The organism is Brevundimonas sp. GN22 (assembly GCF_054824005.1).
This window is the reverse complement of the sequence record NZ_JSYD01000034.1, coordinates 1-19,275: the sequence shown is the minus strand read 5'-3', so window position 1 is coordinate 19,275 and position 19,275 is coordinate 1. Positions and strand designations below refer to the sequence as shown.

Annotated in this window: 22 protein-coding genes and 1 pseudogene; 10 read left to right on the top strand and 13 right to left on the bottom strand. The window is 61.5% G+C overall.

Annotated features, from left to right (window positions below):
• Positions 1-16 precede the first annotated feature (16 nt).
• Both OB03_RS05495 and OB03_RS05490 read left to right on the top strand, forming a co-directional pair.
• The gene (locus tag OB03_RS05495; protein WP_461343459.1) at positions 17-913 is read left to right on the top strand and encodes an exonuclease domain-containing protein; all 897 of its coding nucleotides are present in this window, start codon (positions 17-19) and stop codon (positions 911-913) included.
• 121 nt (positions 914-1,034) lie between these two features.
• Positions 1,035-1,457, top strand: a complete 423-nt coding sequence (locus tag OB03_RS05490) for a DUF2147 domain-containing protein (protein ID WP_242914186.1) — start codon at positions 1,035-1,037, stop codon at positions 1,455-1,457.
• Between the two features lie 64 nt (positions 1,458-1,521).
• Here OB03_RS05490 and OB03_RS05485 read toward each other — a convergent pair whose 3' ends face one another.
• The 4 genes from OB03_RS05485 to OB03_RS05470 form a co-directional block, all read right to left on the bottom strand.
• Positions 1,522-2,211, bottom strand: a complete 690-nt coding sequence (locus OB03_RS05485) for an LrgB family protein (RefSeq protein WP_461343458.1) — start codon at positions 2,209-2,211, stop codon at positions 1,522-1,524.
• On the bottom strand, positions 2,204-2,572 hold the full coding sequence (locus OB03_RS05480; protein ID WP_461343457.1) for a CidA/LrgA family protein: 369 nt from the start codon (positions 2,570-2,572) through the stop codon (positions 2,204-2,206). Before OB03_RS05480 ends, OB03_RS05485 begins: the two co-directional genes overlap by 8 nt.
• Before the next feature lie 3 nt (positions 2,573-2,575).
• The gene (locus OB03_RS05475) at positions 2,576-4,399 is read right to left on the bottom strand and encodes an aminopeptidase P family protein (protein WP_461343456.1); all 1,824 of its coding nucleotides are present in this window, start codon (positions 4,397-4,399) and stop codon (positions 2,576-2,578) included.
• 95 nt (positions 4,400-4,494) lie between these two features.
• Entirely contained in the window at positions 4,495-5,364 is an 870-nt protein-coding gene (locus tag OB03_RS05470; protein WP_242914190.1) for a 50S ribosomal protein L11 methyltransferase, read from the bottom strand.
• Between the two features lie 192 nt (positions 5,365-5,556).
• On the opposite strand from OB03_RS05470, the gene OB03_RS05465 reads away from it, so the two are divergent.
• The gene (locus OB03_RS05465) at positions 5,557-6,117 is read left to right on the top strand and encodes a hypothetical protein (protein WP_461343455.1); all 561 of its coding nucleotides are present in this window, start codon (positions 5,557-5,559) and stop codon (positions 6,115-6,117) included.
• Between the two features lie 71 nt (positions 6,118-6,188).
• On the opposite strand, the gene OB03_RS05460 is transcribed toward OB03_RS05465, so the two are convergent.
• Together OB03_RS05460 and cysE are read right to left on the bottom strand one after the other, a co-directional pair.
• Positions 6,189-6,395: a DUF3126 family protein gene (locus tag OB03_RS05460; RefSeq protein ID WP_242914193.1), complete on the bottom strand. Its 207-nt coding sequence runs from the start codon at positions 6,393-6,395 to the stop codon at positions 6,189-6,191.
• Between the two features lie 105 nt (positions 6,396-6,500).
• Positions 6,501-7,337, bottom strand: a complete 837-nt coding sequence (gene cysE / locus OB03_RS05455) for a serine O-acetyltransferase (RefSeq protein WP_242914194.1) — start codon at positions 7,335-7,337, stop codon at positions 6,501-6,503.
• A gap of 158 nt (positions 7,338-7,495) precedes the next feature.
• Here cysE and OB03_RS05450 point away from each other — a divergent pair, with 158 nt between their 5' ends.
• A complete protein-coding gene (locus OB03_RS05450; protein WP_242914195.1) occupies positions 7,496-8,095 on the top strand; it encodes a nitroreductase family protein in 600 nt (199 codons plus the stop codon).
• 29 nt (positions 8,096-8,124) lie between these two features.
• Here the strand turns inward: OB03_RS05450 and OB03_RS05445 are convergent, their stop codons facing one another.
• Positions 8,125-8,997 carry a DUF817 domain-containing protein gene (locus OB03_RS05445; RefSeq protein ID WP_461343454.1) on the bottom strand — a complete coding sequence of 291 codons (873 nt, stop codon included), beginning with the start codon at positions 8,995-8,997 and terminating at the stop codon, positions 8,125-8,127.
• Positions 8,998-9,091: 94 nt separating this feature from the next.
• Between OB03_RS05445 and OB03_RS05440 the strand changes: the two genes are divergently transcribed.
• Complete coding sequence (locus OB03_RS05440; protein WP_461343453.1) at positions 9,092-9,604, top strand: hypothetical protein; 513 nt, start codon at positions 9,092-9,094, stop codon at positions 9,602-9,604.
• Here OB03_RS05440 and OB03_RS05435 read toward each other — a convergent pair.
• The 3 genes from OB03_RS05435 to queF all read right to left on the bottom strand — a co-directional run bounded on the left by OB03_RS05435 (position 9,601) and on the right by queF (position 11,620).
• Complete coding sequence (locus OB03_RS05435; RefSeq protein WP_242914198.1) at positions 9,601-9,930, bottom strand: hypothetical protein; 330 nt, start codon at positions 9,928-9,930, stop codon at positions 9,601-9,603. The two genes, OB03_RS05440 and OB03_RS05435, sit on opposite strands and share 4 nt — an antisense overlap.
• A 114-nt stretch (positions 9,931-10,044) precedes the next feature.
• Entirely contained in the window at positions 10,045-11,124 is a 1,080-nt protein-coding gene (gene rsgA, locus OB03_RS05430) for a ribosome small subunit-dependent GTPase A (RefSeq protein WP_242914199.1), read from the bottom strand.
• Positions 11,125-11,158: 34 nt separating this feature from the next.
• Positions 11,159-11,620 (bottom strand): preQ(1) synthase, encoded by a 462-nt coding sequence (gene queF / locus OB03_RS05425; RefSeq protein WP_461343452.1) that lies wholly within the window; start codon positions 11,618-11,620, stop codon positions 11,159-11,161.
• Here queF and OB03_RS05420 point away from each other — a divergent pair.
• From OB03_RS05420 to OB03_RS05400, 5 genes and pseudogenes are all read left to right on the top strand, one after another.
• Positions 11,619-12,113, top strand: a pseudogene (locus tag OB03_RS05420) (energy transducer TonB); the annotation flags it as partial. The gene queF and the pseudogene OB03_RS05420 sit on opposite strands and share 2 nt — an antisense overlap.
• 67 nt (positions 12,114-12,180) lie before the next feature.
• Complete coding sequence (locus OB03_RS05415; RefSeq protein ID WP_242914201.1) at positions 12,181-12,837, top strand: TonB family protein; 657 nt, start codon at positions 12,181-12,183, stop codon at positions 12,835-12,837.
• 63 nt (positions 12,838-12,900) lie between these two features.
• A complete protein-coding gene (locus OB03_RS05410) occupies positions 12,901-13,827 on the top strand; it encodes an NAD(P)H-dependent flavin oxidoreductase (RefSeq protein WP_461343451.1) in 927 nt (308 codons plus the stop codon).
• Positions 13,828-13,863: 36 nt separating this feature from the next.
• On the top strand, positions 13,864-14,550 hold the full coding sequence (locus OB03_RS05405) for a TorF family putative porin (protein WP_461343450.1): 687 nt from the start codon (positions 13,864-13,866) through the stop codon (positions 14,548-14,550).
• 127 nt (positions 14,551-14,677) lie between these two features.
• Complete coding sequence (locus tag OB03_RS05400; protein WP_461343449.1) at positions 14,678-15,370, top strand: TorF family putative porin; 693 nt, start codon at positions 14,678-14,680, stop codon at positions 15,368-15,370.
• A gap of 40 nt (positions 15,371-15,410) precedes the next feature.
• Here the strand turns inward: OB03_RS05400 and OB03_RS05395 are convergent, their stop codons facing one another.
• The 3 genes from OB03_RS05395 to OB03_RS05385 form a co-directional block, all read right to left on the bottom strand.
• Positions 15,411-16,667: a mechanosensitive ion channel family protein gene (locus OB03_RS05395; protein ID WP_461343448.1), complete on the bottom strand. Its 1,257-nt coding sequence runs from the start codon at positions 16,665-16,667 to the stop codon at positions 15,411-15,413.
• Positions 16,668-16,735: 68 nt separating this feature from the next.
• Positions 16,736-17,899 (bottom strand): cystathionine gamma-synthase, encoded by a 1,164-nt coding sequence (locus tag OB03_RS05390; protein WP_242914206.1) that lies wholly within the window; start codon positions 17,897-17,899, stop codon positions 16,736-16,738.
• A gap of 4 nt (positions 17,900-17,903) precedes the next feature.
• Positions 17,904-19,275: pyridoxal-phosphate dependent enzyme (locus OB03_RS05385; RefSeq protein ID WP_461343447.1), on the bottom strand; the 1,372-nt coding region annotated here is incomplete at its 5' end.

Here is a 19,275-nt window from a genome sequence, read left to right as displayed (position 1 = left end):
ATTCGGGACTTTGGCTATGCGTGCCGTCGCTATCGACTTCGAGACCGCTAACGAGCGTCGCGCCAGCGCGTGTTCAATCGGGCTTGCGTGGATTAAGGACGGACGCGTGGTGGACCGCGAAACCCACCTGATCCGTCCGCCGGAAATGCGCTTTGCACCGGTGAACATCCGCATCCACGGCATCACACCCGATATGGTCGAGTACGCGCCGGAGTTTCCGGATGTCCTCGCCTCGCTCCGTGAGCGGCTGGATACCTGCGACATGGTGCTAGCCCACAATGCGGGCTTTGACATGAGCGTGGTTCGCGCCAGCTGCGACGCTTACGAGCTGTCATATCCGGAATTCGACTATCTTTGCACGGTGAAGGTCGCCCAGCGGGTCTGGAGCGACCTCGGGACCGCCCGACTGAATGCGCTCGGCGATCATCTGGGCATTGCCTTCAAACACCACGATGCAGGCGAGGACGCCTATGTCTGCGCCGAGATCGCGCTGGAGGCCATGCGTCTGCGCGAGACCGTTACGCTGCACGACCTCGCCAAGGTCACGCAGGTCGGCGTCGGGCGCATGAGCGCCGCAGGCTATTCGGCATGCTCGGCCCCCCGCCCCAAACGCCCGGCCGCGCTGGAAACCGCCAAACCCTATTCAGACGTCTTCCGCCCCGTGCCCGGTATGCCCCGCTCGATGGACGGCAAACGCGTGGTTTTCTCGGGCCAGCTCTCCCGCTTCTCGCGCCACGAAGCGCAGGAAATCGCAGGACGTTTCGGCGCGCGGGTGATGGCCTCCGTGAACGCCAAAACCGACTGGGTGGTTGTCGGTAATGGTGCAGGCTCCAAACTGGACCGGGCGCGTCATCTGGGGCTCAAGCTGTTGTCGGAAGCAGACTTTTTGGACCTGATTACCGCCAAATCTTGACGTAAGGTACGGTTTTCAAAACATAAAACAGCGCGATTTTAGGTCTTGTTTATATCGCAATCCGGGATCACCTTGCGGGTAACGGATCCTCTCCCCGTGATCCGATCTGGGAGTAAACACCATGAAGACCAAGATTTTCGCTGCTGCTGTGCTGGCCGCCTCTGCCCTGGCCGCTCCGGCGCTTGCCGGCGACCCGACCGGCCTGTGGCAGACCCCGACCAATGGCGGTCAGGTGCGTATCGAGCGCTGCGGCAATGCCCTTTGCGGCACCCTCGTCACCTCGGCAGCCATTCGTGCCAATCCGGGCCAGCTGGACGTCAAGAACAAGGACGAAGCTCAGCGCAGCCGTACCCTGCGCGGCCTGCGCATGCTGTCGGGCTTCACTGGCGGTCCGACCGAATGGCGCGGTGGCTCTGTCTATAACCCCGAGGATGGCGGCACCTATCGCGGCACCATCACCATGACCAATGACAACACCCTGCGTCTGCGTGGCTGCATCGTGGCACCGCTGTGCAAGACCCAGACCTGGACCCGCGTCCAGTAAGAGCTTTCCTCCCGGAAAACGCGAAAGGCCCTCGCAGAGCATTCTGCGGGGGCTTTTTATTGCGCTAGAGAAGCAGGGACAGAATCGACAGCAACGTCGCCGTCAGCACGGCATTCAAGGCCATGCCGACACCGGCATAAGCTCCTGCGGTCGGAGATACCTCGAAAGCCCGCGCCGCGCCTGCACCGTGGGCGGACACCCCGACGGCAAAGCCCCGCGCCCGCCAGTCGTGGACACGGATAAGGTTCAGCACCGGCGTCGCCAACATGGCCCCGAACACGCCCGCAAAGATCACAATCACCGCCGTCAGGGCCGGTATCCCGCCCAGCGTCTGGGAGATGGCCATCCCCACTGGCGTCGTGGTCGCCCGCGGCGCAATCGACGCCAAAATCTCCTGCGGTGCGCCAAACAGCCAGACGATGCCGACCGAGGTGATGATCGCCGTCAAAGCCCCTGCCAGCAACGCCAGCGAGATCGGCAAGGCCAGCCTGCGGATCGTGCGGCGGTTGGCCCAGATCGGCACCGCCATAGACACCACCGTTGGCCCCAACAGGAAGGTGATCATGCCGGTAGCCGAGCTGTAGGTCTCGTAGCTGGTGCGAGAAGCCATCAGCGCCGCGATGATGACCGGCGTGGAAAGTAGAACCGGATGGAGCAGCGGCGGTCGCCCGACCCTCTGCACCATTCGATCCATGGCCCAAAAGGTCACCACCGTAACCGACAGCCAGATCAGAGTCGTGAAAAGCTCAGGCATCGCCTGCCTCCTCGCCCGAGGCCGCAAACCGGTTCATCGCCCACGAAAAGACGCTGGCCGTCACAGCGATGGTCACGACCGTCGACACCAGCAGCGCAACCAGTATCCCCAGACCGTGACGGGCGATCATGTCGCCCTCCTCGATCAGCCCGACCGCAGGCGGCACGAACATCAAGGGCATATGGGCCGTGAGCCAGCCGGTGACCTTGGTCAGCGAGGTCTGCTCGCGCCGGAAGATCGCCAGCCAGACCAACAACAGCCCCATGCCAATGACCGAACCGGGCAAGGGCAGTCCGGTGAAGCGATGGATCGCCTCACCGGCCAACTGGCATACCAGCAAAAGGGCTATGGCACCGAGCATCAGTTACAGTGGGCGCGTCTGCTCTTTCAGCCACGCCAGCGCGGCTTCATCCTTTTGGACGCCGCCAGCCAGCAGCGGGCCGACCTTGGCCAGAACCTCGGCGTGATAGTCGTCAACATACTGGCGCTCTTGCGGGGTCAGCAGGTTCACGTCGATCAGCTTGCGGTCCAGCGGGGCAAAGGTCAGCTGTTCAAACCCGTGCATCGGGCGCTCGCCACCTTCGGGAACGGTCGGCGGGGTCACCACCTGCAGCGTCTCGATGCGGATGCCCCATTGGCCTTCGCGGTAATAGCCCGGCTCGTTCGACAGGATCATGCCGGTCAGCAGCGGCTGGGTGGTGCCCCAGTTGGCAATGCGCTGCGGGCCTTCGTGCACGCCGAGGTAGGAGCCGACGCCGTGGCCGGTGCCGTGGTCATAGTCGAAGCCGGCATTCCACAAATGCTGGCGGGCAATGGCATCCAGATGCATGCCCGAAACGCCCTGCGGGAAGCGGATCGTCGCCATGGCGATGTGGCCCTTGAGGACCAGAGTGAACATGCGGCGCTGTTCGTCCGTACCTTCACCGATGGCCATGGTGCGTGTGACGTCCGTCGTACCGTCGAGATACTGACCGCCGCCGTCCACCAGCAGCAGGCTGCCCTGCTCCATCTTGCGGATCTTGGCCCCAACCGGCTTGTAGTGCGGCAGAGCACCGTTGGCGGCGACGCCAGCGATGGTGTCGAACGACAGGTCTTTCAGCTCGCCGGTGGCTTCGCGGAAGCCTTCCAGAGCCTCGACCACGCCGCGCTCGTCCGGCAGTTCCTTCTGGGCGACCGTATCCACCCAGTGCAGGAAGCGCGTCAGCGCCGCACCGTCACGGATGTGGGCGCGGCGGCTGCCTTCGATCTCGACTTCATTCTTGCAGGCGCGTGGCAGGGCGCACGGATCCGCGGCTCGAACAATCTTGGCCCCTGCCGAGGTCAGAGCCTCGAAATACCAAGCCGACGAAATCGACGGATCGATCACTACTTTCTGACCGGACAGAGACGCCAGCGCTTCAGCCAGAGCCTCCGGCGTTTCCAGCGTCACTTCATTGCCCAGCCATGCCGGCAACTCTTCTGTCACCTTGGCCGGATCAAGGAAGATGCGGGCCGAACCGTCAGCGCGCACAATCGCCTGCCCCAGCGGCAGCGGCGAACGGATCACGTCGCCGCCCCGGACGTTAAACAGCCACGCCAGCGACGACGGGGCCGTCAGAACAGCCGCGTCTGCGCCTTTGTCCGCGATGGACTTGCCGATGCGGGCGCGCTTCGATGCCGCGCTCTCACCGGCATATTTTTCAGGGTGCGGGACAACGAGAGCCTGCGGCTGAGCCGGTCGGTCGGCCCATGCGAGGTCGATCGGGTTCAGCTCAACAGCCTTCAGGCTACCGCCAGCGGCTTCTACGGCGGCGCGGAGGCCAACCAAAGCATCGGGGCTGTGCAGGCGTGGATCATAGCCGATCACCTGACCGGACTTCACATTGGCAGACAGCCAGTCGTTCAGAGCCGCCAGCGTCACACGCTCGAACAGGGCCTCGTCGGTCTGGGCCTTGACCTGAACCGTATAGCGGCCGTCGACGAACACGGCGGCCTTGTCCGACAGCGCGACGCCCGCACCGGCCGAACCGGTAAAGCCGGTCACCCACGCCAAACGCTCGTTGGCATCGGGGAGATATTCGTTTTGGTGCTCGTCCTCGTGCGGAATGAGCAGGCCATCCAGGCCCTGCTTGGCCATCTCGGCGCGGACCAGAGGCAGGTGCTTGGCGCCAAACGAAGGATCGGTGGTTTCGTCGAAATGCTGTCTCATGCCCCCTGAGTACGCCTGAGGAACGGCGGGTTCCAGAGGCTGGACATGCAAACGGGCAATAAAAAACGGGGACCGAGGCCCCCGCTTTCAAACTCTTAGGCCTTGCGCAGTTGCAAAGCCGACCAGGCGTCGTTGTGGATGGTCTGTTCCACCACAAAACCCAGCGGCCGATAGGCATCCAGAATACGCTCTTCCTGCGTCTTCAGCAGGCCCGACAAGATGGCAACGCCACCCTTCTTCAGCGAGGCCCCGATCTCGGGAGCCAGCTCGACCAGCGGAGCCGCGAGGATGTTGGCGAAGACCAGATCATACGGCATGTGCTGGGCGACGCGGGCGTCGTTCAGGCCGCTGGCGAAATAGAACTCGCATTTGGCGTCGTTGATCTCGGCGTTTTCGTTGGCGATGCGGGCCGAGGCTTCATCGATATCGGTACCGACAGCAATCGGGGTGCCGGTCTTGGCCGCAGCGATGGCCAGAACGCCGGTGCCGCAACCGACGTCCAGTACCTTCTCGAAGGTTTCGCCCTTGTTCAGCAGAACGTCGAAGGCCTCGAGGCAGCCCACGGTCGTGCCGTGGTGGCCGGTGCCGAACGCGGCACCCGCGTCGATCTTCAGCGTCACGCGGCCTTCAGGAATCTTGCCCTGATCGTGTGCGCCATAGACGAAGAAGCGACCAGCCTCGACCGGCGGCAGGCCCGACAGGCTCATCGCCAGCCAGTCTGCGTCGGCGAGCTTCTCGACGATGACTTCCAGACCCTCGACGGCGCGCATGTGGGCCTCGATGCCCTTGGCCTCTTCGTCCGTGGTCGGGAAGGCGTCGATGCGCCAGATGCCCTTGTCCTCGTCCTCTTCGAGGATCGAGTAGGTCGCGCCTTCCAGCAGCACGTCGGCATCAATCGCAGCCGCAGCGGCCTCGGCCGGGGCGCGCAAACCGCGAGCAATCACTTGAAGAGCAGATTCCGACATTTCCAAAAATCACCGATATGATAACAACAGTGCATACGGGCGTTATCTATTGCCCGCACGTAGATAGCTAGGGTTGGGGATTACATGGCTAAAGCACCGACGGAAACAAAGTCCGCGACGCCAAAAGCGGCAGCAACCACTTCCAAGCCCAAAGCGGCTACGAAGTCGACCGCTTCTGCCGCAAAAGCGGCCGTGGATGAAGTAAAAACGACAAAGCCGGCGGCTGCGCCGAAGTCCACGACCAAGACGGCAATCGCTAAAGCGACTACTCCGAAGGCAGTGACCGCCAAGCCTGCGGCAACGAAAACTCCCGCCGCGAAGGCAGCTGCGCCCAAACCGGCGACGGCCAAGGCTTCCGCAGCGCCCAAGGCTGCCGCCCCTAAGACGGCCGCAGCAAAGCCTGCTGCAGCCAAGGCCGCAGCACCGAAGAAACCCGCAGCTCCCAAGCTGGCAACGGCTAAGCCTGCGACCTCGAAAGCCGCACCGGCCAAAGCCCGCACCACCGGCACCAAGTCAGCCCGGGCTCCGAAAACCGAGCTGGCTGCAACCGTAGAAGAAAAGACCGCGACTCTGGTGGCTGCCCCGACCTCGGGCGACGGTCATGACGGCAAGCCAACCCCGTCGGAAACCACTGCGCCCGCGCCCAAACTGGTCGCCACCGAAAACGAGCCTACGCCCGAGCCCAAGTCGACAGGCACCACGGCTCCAGCCAAGAAGCCCGGCTTCTTCGCCCGTTTGTTCGGCCGCAAGTAACACCTAAGCCCCAACGAGAAAGGGCCGGAGGCAAAAGCCTCCGGCCCTTTTTATTGGTCTTCAACCGAAGATCAGTCTGCCAGATCTTCCGACAGAATGGCCATTTCGAACATGAAGGAACCGGCTTCGTCTTCATCTTCGAACACCACGCCGATGAACTCGTCATCGACATAGACTTCTGCGGAGTCAGCAACCTTGCGTGCCTTCACCTTGATGCCACCGTGGTTGAAGGTGCGCTTCAGGTGGGACTCGACGCGCTTGAGATCGGATTCTTTCACGGGGATGGCCTCGGGTATGAATGTTAGCGGCGGAACCTAAAGGTCATGCGCGTTGATGAAAAGCCCGCATCGCGCCCGTCCACAGGCATCCGAGCGAACCTTGGTCTAGATCACATAGTCATAGACCACATCCGCGAGGGTGTGATCCATAGTGCGAGCCGGCGAGGCTTCGGTCGGGCAGTTGACCAGACGCGCAGGCACACCGGCGACGGTGCAGCCACTGGGCACAGGCTTCAGGACAACCGAGCCCGAGGCCACCTTGGCATAGTCGCCGATCTGGATATTGCCCAAAATCTTGGCCCCGGCCCCCAGCAGGACACCGCGTCCGATCTTGGGGTGACGGTCGCCACGTTCTGCTCCCGTACCGCCAAGCGTCACAGCGTGCAGCATCGATACCTCGTCACCCACGACTGCGGTCTCGCCGATTACAATGCCGGTCCCGTGGTCAACAAAGACGCCCGAGCCGATCTGTGCGGCAGGGTGGATATCGACCTGAAACAACTCGGAAATACGGCTTTGGAAATGGAAGGCCAGCGTGTCGCGGCCCTGCTCCCACAACCAATGCGCCACGCGCCACGATTGCAGCGCCTGATAGCCTTTGAAGTACAGGAAGGGCTGTAGCAGCGAACGGATCGCAGGATCGCGCTCTTCGACGGCCAAAAGGTCGGCACCCGCCGCGCGGACGATTGCCGGATCGGACGCCATGGCCGACAGCGCAACCTCGCGCACAGTCATCGATCCCAGTTCGGAATCACCGAGCTTGCGCGCGATCTGGAAGCTTAGTGCACCGGATAGGTCGTCATGCGAAAGGATGACCGAGTTCAATTGCGACGCCAATTGGGGTTCGGCCCGCGCGGCATCTTCTGCAGCACAGCGCAGCGAGGCCCAAACGTCCTTGGGGCTTTGTGCCTTCACCGGCGAAACGATTTCCAACTTGGCCATGCTCTGTCCTTCGTCAGCCTGCATCTTACGCTGCCACGCCTCGCGATACCAGTTTTGCCCGACATCCGACCGCGTAACGACAGTTGAAGCGAAATGTCGCTGATCTTTCTTCGAGCGTAGATATGGTATCGCTCTGCCCGATTACCTAGCTGAGTGTCATGACCGACGTATCTTCGCCTGCCCTCGCCCTGCCCGTTCGCTCCGACGAACTGTTGAACCGTCTGGCCACCCGTCGCTCGGCACCGGCCCAGCAGTTGGCAACGCCCGCTCCGTCGGGTGAAGAACTGCAGACCCTGCTGTCACTGGCGATGCGCACGCCCGATCATGGGAAGCTGGCTCCGTGGCGTCTCGTGGTACTGGGGCCGCAAACGCGTGCCGATATCGTCGAGAAACTATCGGCTATGACCAGCCGCCTGCCGGATCCGGTCAAGGGCAAGGCCGTGTTGGCGAAACTCGCCAATCCGCCCCTGACCGTGCTGGTGGTCTCATCGCCGGTCCATGGCCACAAGGTTCCCGTCTGGGAACAGGAACTGTCTGCGGGCGCGGTTTGCATGAACATCGAGCATGCCGCCAACGCACTGGGTTACAGCGCCAGCTGGATCACGGACTGGTATAGCTTCGACGCCGAGGCATTGGCCCTATTCGGTGTGAAGGAAGGCGAGAAGGTTGCCGGCTTCATCCATATCGGCACTCTGGCCGAACCGCCGCTAGAGCGCCCGCGCCCCGCGCCGCAAGAGCGCGTCGAAATCCTGCCGTAACAGACGAAGCCCGCTCCCTGCGGGCTTTTTCATTGGTCCACACTGCGCATCGCCTCCTCCGGCTTTGGCTTGTGCACGAGAGACACCAACACGACCGAGACGATCATCAGCAGAAACCAGCTACCGAACTTGGCCACGGACACCATGTGCCAACCGACGCTCTGATCGGGATATGTCCACGCTCTTCCGAAAGTCGCCAGATTTTCTGCCAGCCAGATGAAGAGAGCGACGAGGAAATACCCTAGCAATAGCGGCATGGATCGACGCCTGCGATCAGTGCGAAACCAGAATCTGCCGCGCCAGAACACGGCCGCTGTGGCCGCGAACAGCAGGTACCGGAAATCCCAAATCCAGTGGTGCGCGAAGAAGTTCACATACACGGCGGCAGCCAGCACCCATGTCTGCCACACGGGCGGATAGCCTTTCACCCCGATGTGGAACACGCGCTGCACCCGCGCGATATAGCTGCCGACGGCTGCATACATGAAACCGGAGAACAGCGGCACTGCGCCAATCCTCAGCAGGCTGTCCTCGGGGTACACCCATGACCCGTGATAGGTCTTGAACAACTCCATTACCGTGCCGGCGATATGGAACAGGAAGATGGTCTTGGCCTCGTCCCAACTCTCCAGTTTGAACGCCAGCATCAAGCCCTGAATGCCCAGCGCCCCCAGCACCAGAAAGTCACACCGGCTAACAACCGGATCCTCAGGCCAAAACAGATAGGTCGCCAGTATCAAACCCAGTAGGGCACCGCCGAACAAACAGGCCCACGCCTGTTTCAGGCCGAACCACACAAACTCGAACACAGCACCATTTAAGACCGAGCGATCAGCCCAAGTTTCCGCGCCCTTCAATAGACGGCGACCAAAGGTTTCGAGCGGGAGAGTGCGTGAATCCATGCGAACATTCTGCGCATAGGGAGATGGGCAGCCAGTGGAATTGTCGTGCAGACAACAGTGCAGAACTGCACGGACATGTGCACGTTCGACCCTTATGAAAAACTCCGGCCTTATCCCCTCGGCCCTGATCGGGTCCGTCGCCAGTGCACGATCCATGACGCCGATGGCCGCCATCGCCACGGCACGAATGGCCAACGCCCGCACGCCCGGCAAGCTGTGGCTCCTGGATCATCCGCTATTCAAGGTGGGCGCGCTGGCTATGGGGGCTGGCGAGCTATACGGCGACAAGATGAAGACGGCTCCGGACCGCACGGTGTTTCTGGGCCTGTTGGCGCGGGTCATGAGCGCGGCCATCGCCGGCTCTGCCCTGGCTCCGAAAGGGTCGGAGCGCAAAGGGGCTCTGGTCGCGGTCGCGGCAGCAGTTCCTCTGGCTTATGTGACCTTAGCGGCGCGTAAAAAGGCCATCTCGAAAATCGGCCAAACGCGAAGCGGGCTGATCGAGGATGCCATCGTAACCACGGCCACCACCGCCATTGTGGCCATGACCGTGCGCCGGAACCGAAAAGAAAACGGGCCGGAGCGCTTGGCTCCGGCCCATATAACTTAGGCTTCTTCGCCTTCTTCCGCTTCTTCAGCGGCGAACTCTTCGGCGGTCACATACTCGGGACCTTGGCTGTCCAGCACCCACAGGCCCTTGAAGGACGGGTGTTCAGGCGTCAGGTCTTCGTCGATCAGGTCACCTTCGAAAACGCCAATGTTGCTGTAGTCGAAGTCGATCTCGGCCTGGGCGGCGATTTCGATCATTTCTTCGGCCATGCGGCGCGAATAGCCAATGGCTTCGGAAGCGTCGATGAACTCGTCGGTCAGAGAGTTGATCTCTGCCTCTTCCTTGCCTTGGGTCGCGGTGGTCGTGACGATGGTATAGACGGGCATAGTACTCTCTCTTAGCTGTGGCCCCTCACCTAGCCTGTTTAGCGGGTGAAGGCTTCGCCTAATGCGCGAAAACGCCCCGTGAAGATCACAAAAGCGGGATAACTGAGCCGGACCTTAGTCCTTGCGGCCCTTATAGTCGCGTTTGGTCGCACGATAGTTTTTCTGCTGTGACGCCGTCCGGCGACGTTCGGCCTCTTTGGCGATGCGTTCGGCCTTTTCCTTTTTGCCCGCGGACTCAAGGGTCAGCTTCACAAAGTGCTCCCAGCGGTCCTTGGCCAGATCGCCATTGGCAATGGCCGCCTGAACCGCGCAACCCGGCTCGGTGCCATGACCACAGTTACTGAAACGGCACTCGGTCGTCAGTTGCTCGATGTCGTCGAACACCTCGCTGACGCCTTCGTCCGTGTCGATCAGGCCGACTTCGCGGATACCGGGGGTGTCAATCAGCATTCCGCCGGACGGCAGGACAATCAGCTCGCGATGGCTGGTGGTGTGGCGACCCTGATCGTCGGTCTCGCGAACCTCGCGGGTGACCATGCGGTCCTCGTCCAACAAGGTGTTCACCAGCGTGGACTTGCCCACGCCCGACGACCCAATCAGCACGCAGGTCTGGCCCGGCTTCACCATCGACAGGAACGCATCCAGCCCCGCCCCCGTGTGCGACGATACGGCCAGCACCGGAGCGGCGGCGTCCAATGCGGCGACCTCTTCGATCTTGGGCTGGGCATCGTCCACCAGATCGGCCTTGGTCAGCACCACGACGGGTTGCGCCCCGCTCTGGCGCACAGCGGCCAAATAACGCTCGATCCGGCGCACGTTCATGTCGGCGTTCAGCGAGGTGACGATGAAGGCCACATCGACATTGGCGGCGATAATCTGGCTGGCGCGCGAGGCATCTTCGATGGCGCGGCGCACCAGTGCCGATTTGCGCGGCAGAATAGCCTGAACCGTGCCGATACCGGCCTGCTCGTCCATCAACAGCGCGACCCAGTCACCCACGCACGGCTGGCCGATGTCGTCAGCCTCGTGCAGCAGGCGCCCTGTCGGACGTGCCGTGACCGGACCATCTTCGGTGATGACCGTATAGCTACCGCGCTGTTGAAGCACGACACGTCCGGCGATGTAGCCGGACGCTGCATATTTGCTGTCAAATGCCGAGGCGAAATGCTCTGACCAACCATAGCGATCGATCATTGCGGGACACTCCAGTTGATTGCGCTGAACGGCATCAACCGCGACCGCGATAGGTCGCGACGCCCTGTTCCGGAATCCAGACACCTTCCGGTGCCGGACCGGTCTGCCAGAAGACGTCGATGGGGATACCGCCGCGCGGATACCAGTAACCACCGAGGCGCAGCCACTTCGGTTGCAGCAGGTCGGCCAGACGACGGCCAATCGACACGGTGCAATCTTCGTGGAAGGCACCGTGGTTACGGAAGGACGTCAGGTACAGTTTCAGCGACTTGGACTCGACCAGCCAATCGCCGGGAATGTAGTCGATCACCAGATGCGCAAAGTCCGGCTGACCCGTCACAGGGCACAGGCTGGTGAACTCCGGCGCGGTGAAGCGTGCAACGTACATCGTGTCGTTGTGCGGGTTCGGTACCCGCTCCAGCACGGCCTCTTCAGGATTGGTCGGAGCCCCGATCTGGGTACCGAGCTGGGAAAGGCCGTCTGTGTAGTGCGACATGGATTACCGTAGATTTGTTTGTGTCTTGCGTCGATCCGGCGAACACGGCCAGTCTGCGACGCAGGGATGTTCAGGACCACATAAGATGAGAAGCTTCTCGGTTCAAATCATTGCCGTGGTCGGGATGATTTTCTCACTGGTTTTGATGGTCCGCTATTGGGACGAAAGGATGCCTCCTGTGCCGTCCATGCCATCGCTCCCTTCGTTGGAGACGATAGGCGGCAGCTTTAGCAATTTTTCAGACCGTGAACCCGTCTGTCCTTCCGCGCCAAGCGGCGAAACTGCGACCAGTGCTCCCGGTTGGTCCATCCCGCCCGCACCCAGAGGAAGTGATTTCCCGCAAGCGGCGCTTGATGAAGGCCTGAGCGGCGTGGCGTCGGTACAGTGCTTGGCCCGTGCCGACGGTCGGGTCACCGACTGTCAGGTCGTAGAGGAAACGCCAGCCGGATACGGCTTTGGTGACAGCGCAGTCCGCATCGTTCAACGCGGGTGCCTCCCCCCTCCCTCTTGTGGGAGGACGGAGCAGCGTTCACTGTTCGCATCCCGTTTACGCTGTCAGATTGAAGAACACCGCCATGCGCCCCTCTTTGAATACCCTTCTCCTGACAACCATCCTCGCGGGTTCCGGGATTTTGGCGGTCCCGGCGCAGTCGCAAGTTCGCTGGAAAACTCCGCCCTCAGCTGCCGAGATGCCGCAACGCGCCCTTGAAGACGGCGTATCGGGAACGGCGACCGTGAATTGCACCGCCACTGCACAGGGCGTCGTGGACAACTGTCAAATCGAGAGCGAGAGCCCAGAAGGCTACAGCTTCGGACAGGCGGCGGCACAGTTCGTCCAAAGCGGCATCCTTGAGCCCTCCGCCGACGGCCAGCCAATCGGACCATTTCGCATTCGTATACCTTTCAACGTCGAAGACGTCGCCCCAGCCCAGTTGGAAAATCCATCATGGCGTATACCGCCGCGTATCGGTGTCTCGGATTTTCCTCAGCGGGCCTTGAATGCCGGCGTATCTGGCGGGGCAATAGTCCAATGCAACGCGTCGGCAGAAGGTGTGCCCCAAAACTGTATCGTACTTGACGAACAGCCCGCGAGAATGGGCTTTGGGGAAGCGGCGGTGCGAATAGTGCAGCGTGGGCGCTTGAAGAAATCAGGCGATTGGCTTCCAGGGGCCCGGTTCACGGTGCGCATACCGTTCAATCTTAGCAATTCCTTCTGACGGCCTCGCCTGAGCGCGAAACCGTGGTATCCGTAGCGAAACAAAACGCACTGGAGGAACCGCATGGCCTTTCCCGCCTCGTTGCAAAAGGGCCTGAAGCTGCCCGTCATCTCGTCGCCGATGTTTCTGGTCTCGGGGCCGGATCTGGTGGTCGAGGCGTGCAATAGCGGAGTGATCGGCACCTTCCCGTCGCTCAACCAGCGCACCACCGAGGGCTATCGTGACTGGCTGAAAGAGATCAAATCACGCCTGAACCCCGACGCGGCGGCGTTCGGGGTGAACCACATCGTTCACAACACCAACGGCCGATTGATGGCCGATCTGGAAGTTACCATCGAGGAAGAAGTTCCTCTGGTGATCACCTCGCTCGGCGCAGTTGCGGATGTGGTGAAGGCGGTTCAGGGGTATGGCGGAAAGGTCTTTCACGACATCGCCACCGTGCGCCATGCACAGAAAGCCGCAGAGGCCGGCGTTGACGGCCTGATCCTCGTGGCGGGCGGCGCGGGTGGCCACGCAGGCATCATCAATCCGTTCGCTCTGGTCAACGAGGTGCGCAGCTTCTTCGACGGCACCATTATTCTGGCGGGCGCGATCTCGACGGGACGCGATGTCGCAGCAGCCCTGATGATGGGTGCCGACTTCGCCTACATGGGCACGCGTTTCATCAACACGACCGAGGCGCAGGCCGACCCGGCCTATCAGCAGATGATCATCGACAGCGGCGCGACCGACATCGTGCACACGCCCGCCGTCTCCGGTATCCCCGCGAATTTTATGACGAAATCTCTGATAGAGAATGGCATCGACCCGCGCGCACTGCCCGAGCATAAGCTGGACATGGGCGAAGAGGCCAAGGCATGGAAGACCGTCTGGTCCGCAGGACACGGCGTTGCAGCCATCCACGATGTGGTGCCCGTAGCTCAACTGATTGATCGGTTGGCTGACGAATTTAAATCTGCCGGTTCGGAATTTGACACAAAACGTAGATAACGGGGGCAATCCCATTTTCGACGCTTTGGAGTCCCCATGCGCCTGAACGCCCTTCGCCTCCCTCTTGCTCTGTTGGCTGCTTCTCTGGCCCTGCCCGCTGCGGCTCACGCCCAGTCGTGGGATGTGACTCTCGGCGCCGGTACCGACAACCGCTCCAAGGACGCCTCGAAGTCGGATGGCGAAGCCTTCGTCTCGGGCGAAGCGCAGTGGAACAGCGCAGACGGCTTCTTCTACGCGGGTCCAGCCTTCGAAACGGTCAAGAGCAATGGCTCGAACATTGAGGTCGAGATTGGCGGCGGTATCCGTCCCCAATGGGCTGGCTTCGATTTCGACCTGAACGCCGTGCACAAATGGCGTCTGGATTCCAATCCGGGCGTGGATGACGACGCGTGGGAATTCACCGCCGACATGAAGCGTTCGATCGGCCCTGCCAGCGCGCGTCTGCGGCTACAGCACTCGCCGGACGGCACCGGTTCGGTCAAGCAATGGACCTGGGTCTCGGCCCGCGCAGGTTGGGACTTTAACGACAAGCTGAACGCCAGCGCCGAACTGGGCTATCGCGATCAGACCAACGCCGTCAGCTATACCGGCTATAATGTCGGCGTGTCCTATCTGCTGACCCAGGAACTGGAACTGGACGTTCGCTGGCACGGCACCGACGCCGACGAACCGGGCGAACAGTACAAGGACGCTCTGGTAGCGACCGTCGCCTACATGTTCTAGGGGGTCCCCAACAGGACTTTCGGGCGGCCCCTTCGGGGGCCGTTTCCAATTATAAGTAGTTTCAACAGGTTGCCATAGCCTAACAGCAAAGCTACCCCGCGCGTCCTTTTAGTACCGCGGAGTATCCATGCGCCTGCATTCCACCCTGATCGCCCTCACCCTTGCCGCCGCTGCGGTCGTACCTGCTAGCGTCGCCCAAGCCCAGTCGGGGACCTTCAGCTTCGCCGTGGGCGCAGGTTCTGACAACCGCCAGCGTGACGTGTCCAAGTCGGAAGGCGACGCCTATACGTGGGGCCGCGCGACCTGGAACAGCGACAATAACGGCTTCTACGCCCAAGCGGCTTACGAGACGCTGGACATGGGCGGCGCGGATCTCGGTCTGGCAGCCTTCACCGGCATGCGTACCAGAGTGGCCGGTTTCAACACCGACATCCAGATCAGCTATAAGGCTCTGATCGACGCCAATCCGGCCTTTGACCACGACACCTTCGAAACCAAGATCGACCTGACCCGCACCTATGGCAAGACCCGCACCCGCCTGCGCGCCGAGTATTCGCCGGACGGCCTGGGTGCGACCGAAGAGTGGGTCTGGGTCTCGGCCTATGCGGCGTATCCGCTGACCCGCAAACTGTCGGTTTCGGGCGAGATCGGTTACCGCGACCAAGCCTCGAATATCGACTACACCGGCTATAACGCGGGCGTCACCTACGCCATCACGCCGCAAGTCGGCGTGGACGTGCGCTGGCACGGCACGGACGCCGATATTCCGGTCGCTGCCCACAAGGACAGCATCGTCGCCAATCTGAGCTATGCGTTCTGATTGACGGATATGGAAAAGGGGGCCGATCAGGCCCCCTTTTTTAGTGCGCTAATGCCGGTCTTTCGGACGCAAGCGCCGAGAGCACGGCGGCCACATCCCCTCCAGTCGGTTGCTGCGCCAGTCGCAAACCGAATTCGGGCATGATGGCCAGCAGGTGATCGAAAATGTCCGACTGGATCGCCTCATATTCTCCCCACACCACCGTGTTGGTGAAGCAGTAGATCTCTAGTGGCAGGCCCGTCTCCGTTGGCTGCATCTGGCGAACCAGTTGCGTCATGCCGTGGTTCAGGCGCGGATGGCTGCGCAGGTAATGCTCAACATAGGCGCGGAACGTCCCAAGATTGGTCGCCCTGCGGGTGTTGATGGGGTCGCGTCCGTTCTCCACCAGTTGGGCGTTCCAGCGGTCCAGTTCTTCGGACTTGGAAGTCAGATAGTCGTCGATCAGCATGATGCGGCGCATGTGGCTGCGCTCTTCGTCGCTGAGGAAGCGCACGCTGTTCTGGTCGATCAGAAGCGAACGCTTGATGCGACGCCCGCCGCTTTCCTGCATGCCGCGCCAGTTCTTGTAGGACTCGTTGATCAGCCTCCACGTCGGGATGGTGGTAATCGTCTTGTCCCAGTTCTGGACCTTTACGGTGTGCAGGGCGATGTCGATGACGTCACCGTCAGCGTTCAACTGGGGCATCTCGATCCAGTCCCCTACCCGCAGCATGTCATTGGAGTTTAACTGAACCGATGCGACCAGCGACAGGATTGTATCCTTGAAGACCAACATCAGCACTGCGGCCAACGCACCGAGGCCTGACAGCAGCAAGAGCGGCGAACGATCAATCAGGGTCGCAATCACAAGGATCGATCCGATCGCATAGAAGACCAGCTTCACGACCTGCAGATAGCCCTTGATGCTGCGGCGATGCGCACGCTCACTGCGGTTGTAGATGGCATTGGCCATGTCGAGCGCACTGCCGATAGCCAGCACGACAGCAACGATGGTGAAGGCCCCCGCAACATTCTGAATGACGGTTGCTGCGGCGGGCGACAGGTGCGGCACCGAACCGATGCCAAACTGGACAACCAGCGATGGCACGACACGCGCCAGATTACGAACGACGGGACGCAGCAGTCCTTCTAGATCTTCAGTCGCACGGCCTACGAGGCTGAGCAGCAGACGGGTCAGGCCTCGCCGAACGATGAAGTCGGCAACAAAGGCCAACAGAGCAAGAAGAAGAAGTCCCACCAGCATTTCTGCCGCAGGATAGTCGGTTAGTCGGGCGCGCAAGGCGTCGTATGACAGCATGCCCAAAGACTAAGGGCCGAGGTCCATCAATTGAACCCCGGCCCCTTGTCGCATTAGTCGAAACTAGATCAGGAGAGCGCCTGATCCAGATCGGCAATCAGGTCCTCGATGTTCTCGACACCCACCGACAGGCGGATCAGGTTGTCGGTCACCCCGCTGGCCTCGCGCACATCCTTGGGGATGCTGGCGTGGGTCATGATGGCCGGATGGTTCACGAGGCTTTCCACACCGCCAAGGGACTCGGCCAGCGTGAACACCTGCACACGTTCCAGAACGCGCTTGGTGCGCTCCAGATCGCCATCGATCACCACCGAGACCATGCCGCCAAAGCCGCCGGTCATCTGGCTCTTGGCCAGTGCGTGCTGCGGGTGGCTTTCCAGACCCGGATAGATGACCTGCTTCACGCCTTCGCGGGTTTCCAGCCACTGGGCCAGCTTCATGGCGTTTTCGCAGTGCGCCTTCATGCGAAGCGCCAGCGTTTTGAGGCCACGGTTCACGAGGAAGGCATCGAACGGGCCCATGACGCCGCCGATGGAGTTCTGCAGGAACTTCAGCTCTGCGGCCATTTCCGGCGTCTTGGCGATCAGGACACCGCCGACCACGTCTGAGTGGCCGTTCAGATATTTGGTCGCCGAGTGCATAACGATGTCCGCGCCCAGCGACAGCGGCTGCTGGCAGTATGGCGAGGCAAAGGTGTTGTCGACCACGAGGATCAGGTTGTGCGCCTTGGCGATCTTCGACAAAGCGGCAATGTCGGCCAGCTTCATCATCGGATTGGTCGGCGTTTCGACCCACAGCATCTTGGTCTTTGCGGTGATAGCCGCCGAGACCGCCGCCAGATCGCTCAGATCGATATAGCTGAAGTCCAGACCCATCGAGCGACGACGCACGCGCTCGAACAGACGCCATGAACCGCCGTAAAGGTCATCGCCCGTGACGATGTGCGAACCGGCATCCAGTAGCTCCAGCGCCGTCGAGGTCGCGGCCATACCCGAGCCGAAGCCGAACGCCTGAACCCCGCCTTCGAGGTCTGCGATGCAGGCCTCGAACGCCATGCGGGTCGGGTTCTTGCCGCGTGCGTATTCAAAGCCCTTGTTCACGCCGGGGCTTTCCTGCGCAAAGGTCGAGGTGGCGTAGATCGGCGTCATAACCGCGCCAGTCGTCGGGTCGGGCTCTTGGCCTGCGTGGATAGCGCGGGTCGAGAAGCCTTGTTGGTTTTTCTTATCAGACATGGACTTAGCGGTTCAGGCTGAGGTGGTTGATAAGGTCGGCGCGGGTGATCAGACCCACGAACTTGTCGCCGTCCTGCACAATGGCCACGCGGTCACGGTCGAACAGCGGGATTAGGGCGTCGAGGTCTTCGGTCACCTGAACCGTGTCCAGATCGCGGGTCATGGCGGTGGACACCGTCTTGGCGAAACGCTCCTTGCGGGTGATTTCGTCGGTGTTCATCAGGTGCACGATGTCGCTCTCGTCGACGATGCCAATCAGGCGGCCATCCTGAATGACCGGAAGCTGCGACACGTCGCTGCCGCGCATACGCTTGAAGGCGGTGTCGATGGTGTCTTCCGGACCAACCACGACCACATCACCCTTTTCATATTTGCGGGTGATCAGGTCGGACAGGTTGCCCTTGATCTCGCGCTCGGTCAGGCCTTGGTCGGCCAGCCAGGTGTCGTTGTAGACCTTGGACAGGTATTTCGCGCCGGTGTCACAGACGAAGGTGACGATGGTCTTCGGCTCGGTCTGCTCCTTGCACCAGCGCAGAGCCGCGGCAATCAGGCAGCCCGACGACGAGCCAGCCAGCACGCCTTCCTTCAGCAGAAGCTCGCGCGCCGTGGCGATCGATTCCGCATCGGGGATGGAATAAGCTTTGTCGATAAGTTCGATATCAGCGGTGTCCGGCACAAAGTTTTGCCCGATGCCTTCGACGGTATAGGAGCCGTCAGGGCCCGGTTTGCCTTCGTTGACGATTCCCGCCAGCGCCGAACCGACAGGGTCAGCCAACAGAATTTCTGCCTTGGATCCCTGTGACTTTAGATATCGTGCGATACCGGTGATGGTACCGCCCGAACCGATGCCCGCGACGAAGGCGTCGATATCGCCGCCCGTCTGTTCCCAGATCTCCGGACCGGTCGATTTGAAGTGGGCTTCGGAGTTCGCGTCGTTGGCGAATTGGTTTACGTAATAGGCACCCGGAATCTGCTGTGCCAGACGCTCTGCCATGTCGGTGTAATATTCCGGATGGCCGTGCGGAACGTCCGAACGGGTCAGGCGTACGTCGGCCCCCATCGCGCGCAGATGCTGGATTTTTTCCTTCGACATCTTGTCCGGAATGACCAGCAAGACCTTGTAACCCTTTTGTTTTCCGACCAGCGTCAGTGCCAGACCGGTGTTGCCGGCGGTGGCTTCGACAATGGTGCCGCCCGGTTGCAGCAGGCCCGAGTTTTCAGCAGCCTCGATCATCGACAGCGCGATACGGTCCTTGATCGAACCGCCGGGGTTCTGGCTCTCCAGCTTGATCAGAAGACGGCACAGGCCCGTGTCCATCTTGGTCACCTGAACCATCGGCGTTTTGCCGATCAGGTCCAGCAGCGTGTTTGCCGGA

Coding starts and splice junctions, on each gene's coding strand:
- OB03_RS05495 (WP_461343459.1), top strand. CDS start 17: ATGCGTGCCGTCGCTATCGACTTCGAGACCGCTAACGAGCGTCGCGCC.
- OB03_RS05490 (WP_242914186.1), top strand. CDS start 1,035: ATGAAGACCAAGATTTTCGCTGCTGCTGTGCTGGCCGCCTCTGCCCTG.
- OB03_RS05485 (WP_461343458.1), bottom strand. CDS start 2,211: ATGCCTGAGCTTTTCACGACTCTGATCTGGCTGTCGGTTACGGTGGTG.
- OB03_RS05480 (WP_461343457.1), bottom strand. CDS start 2,572: ATGCTCGGTGCCATAGCCCTTTTGCTGGTATGCCAGTTGGCCGGTGAG.
- OB03_RS05475 (WP_461343456.1), bottom strand. CDS start 4,399: ATGAGACAGCATTTCGACGAAACCACCGATCCTTCGTTTGGCGCCAAG.
- OB03_RS05470 (WP_242914190.1), bottom strand. CDS start 5,364: ATGTCGGAATCTGCTCTTCAAGTGATTGCTCGCGGTTTGCGCGCCCCG.
- cysE (WP_242914194.1), bottom strand. CDS start 7,337: ATGGCCAAGTTGGAAATCGTTTCGCCGGTGAAGGCACAAAGCCCCAAG.
- OB03_RS05450 (WP_242914195.1), top strand. CDS start 7,496: ATGACCGACGTATCTTCGCCTGCCCTCGCCCTGCCCGTTCGCTCCGAC.
- OB03_RS05445 (WP_461343454.1), bottom strand. CDS start 8,997: ATGGATTCACGCACTCTCCCGCTCGAAACCTTTGGTCGCCGTCTATTG.
- OB03_RS05440 (WP_461343453.1), top strand. CDS start 9,092: ATGAAAAACTCCGGCCTTATCCCCTCGGCCCTGATCGGGTCCGTCGCC.
- OB03_RS05435 (WP_242914198.1), bottom strand. CDS start 9,930: ATGCCCGTCTATACCATCGTCACGACCACCGCGACCCAAGGCAAGGAA.
- rsgA (WP_242914199.1), bottom strand. CDS start 11,124: ATGATCGATCGCTATGGTTGGTCAGAGCATTTCGCCTCGGCATTTGAC.
- queF (WP_461343452.1), bottom strand. CDS start 11,620: ATGTCGCACTACACAGACGGCCTTTCCCAGCTCGGTACCCAGATCGGG.
- OB03_RS05410 (WP_461343451.1), top strand. CDS start 12,901: ATGGCCTTTCCCGCCTCGTTGCAAAAGGGCCTGAAGCTGCCCGTCATC.
- OB03_RS05405 (WP_461343450.1), top strand. CDS start 13,864: ATGCGCCTGAACGCCCTTCGCCTCCCTCTTGCTCTGTTGGCTGCTTCT.
- OB03_RS05400 (WP_461343449.1), top strand. CDS start 14,678: ATGCGCCTGCATTCCACCCTGATCGCCCTCACCCTTGCCGCCGCTGCG.
- OB03_RS05395 (WP_461343448.1), bottom strand. CDS start 16,667: ATGCTGTCATACGACGCCTTGCGCGCCCGACTAACCGACTATCCTGCG.
- OB03_RS05390 (WP_242914206.1), bottom strand. CDS start 17,899: ATGTCTGATAAGAAAAACCAACAAGGCTTCTCGACCCGCGCTATCCAC.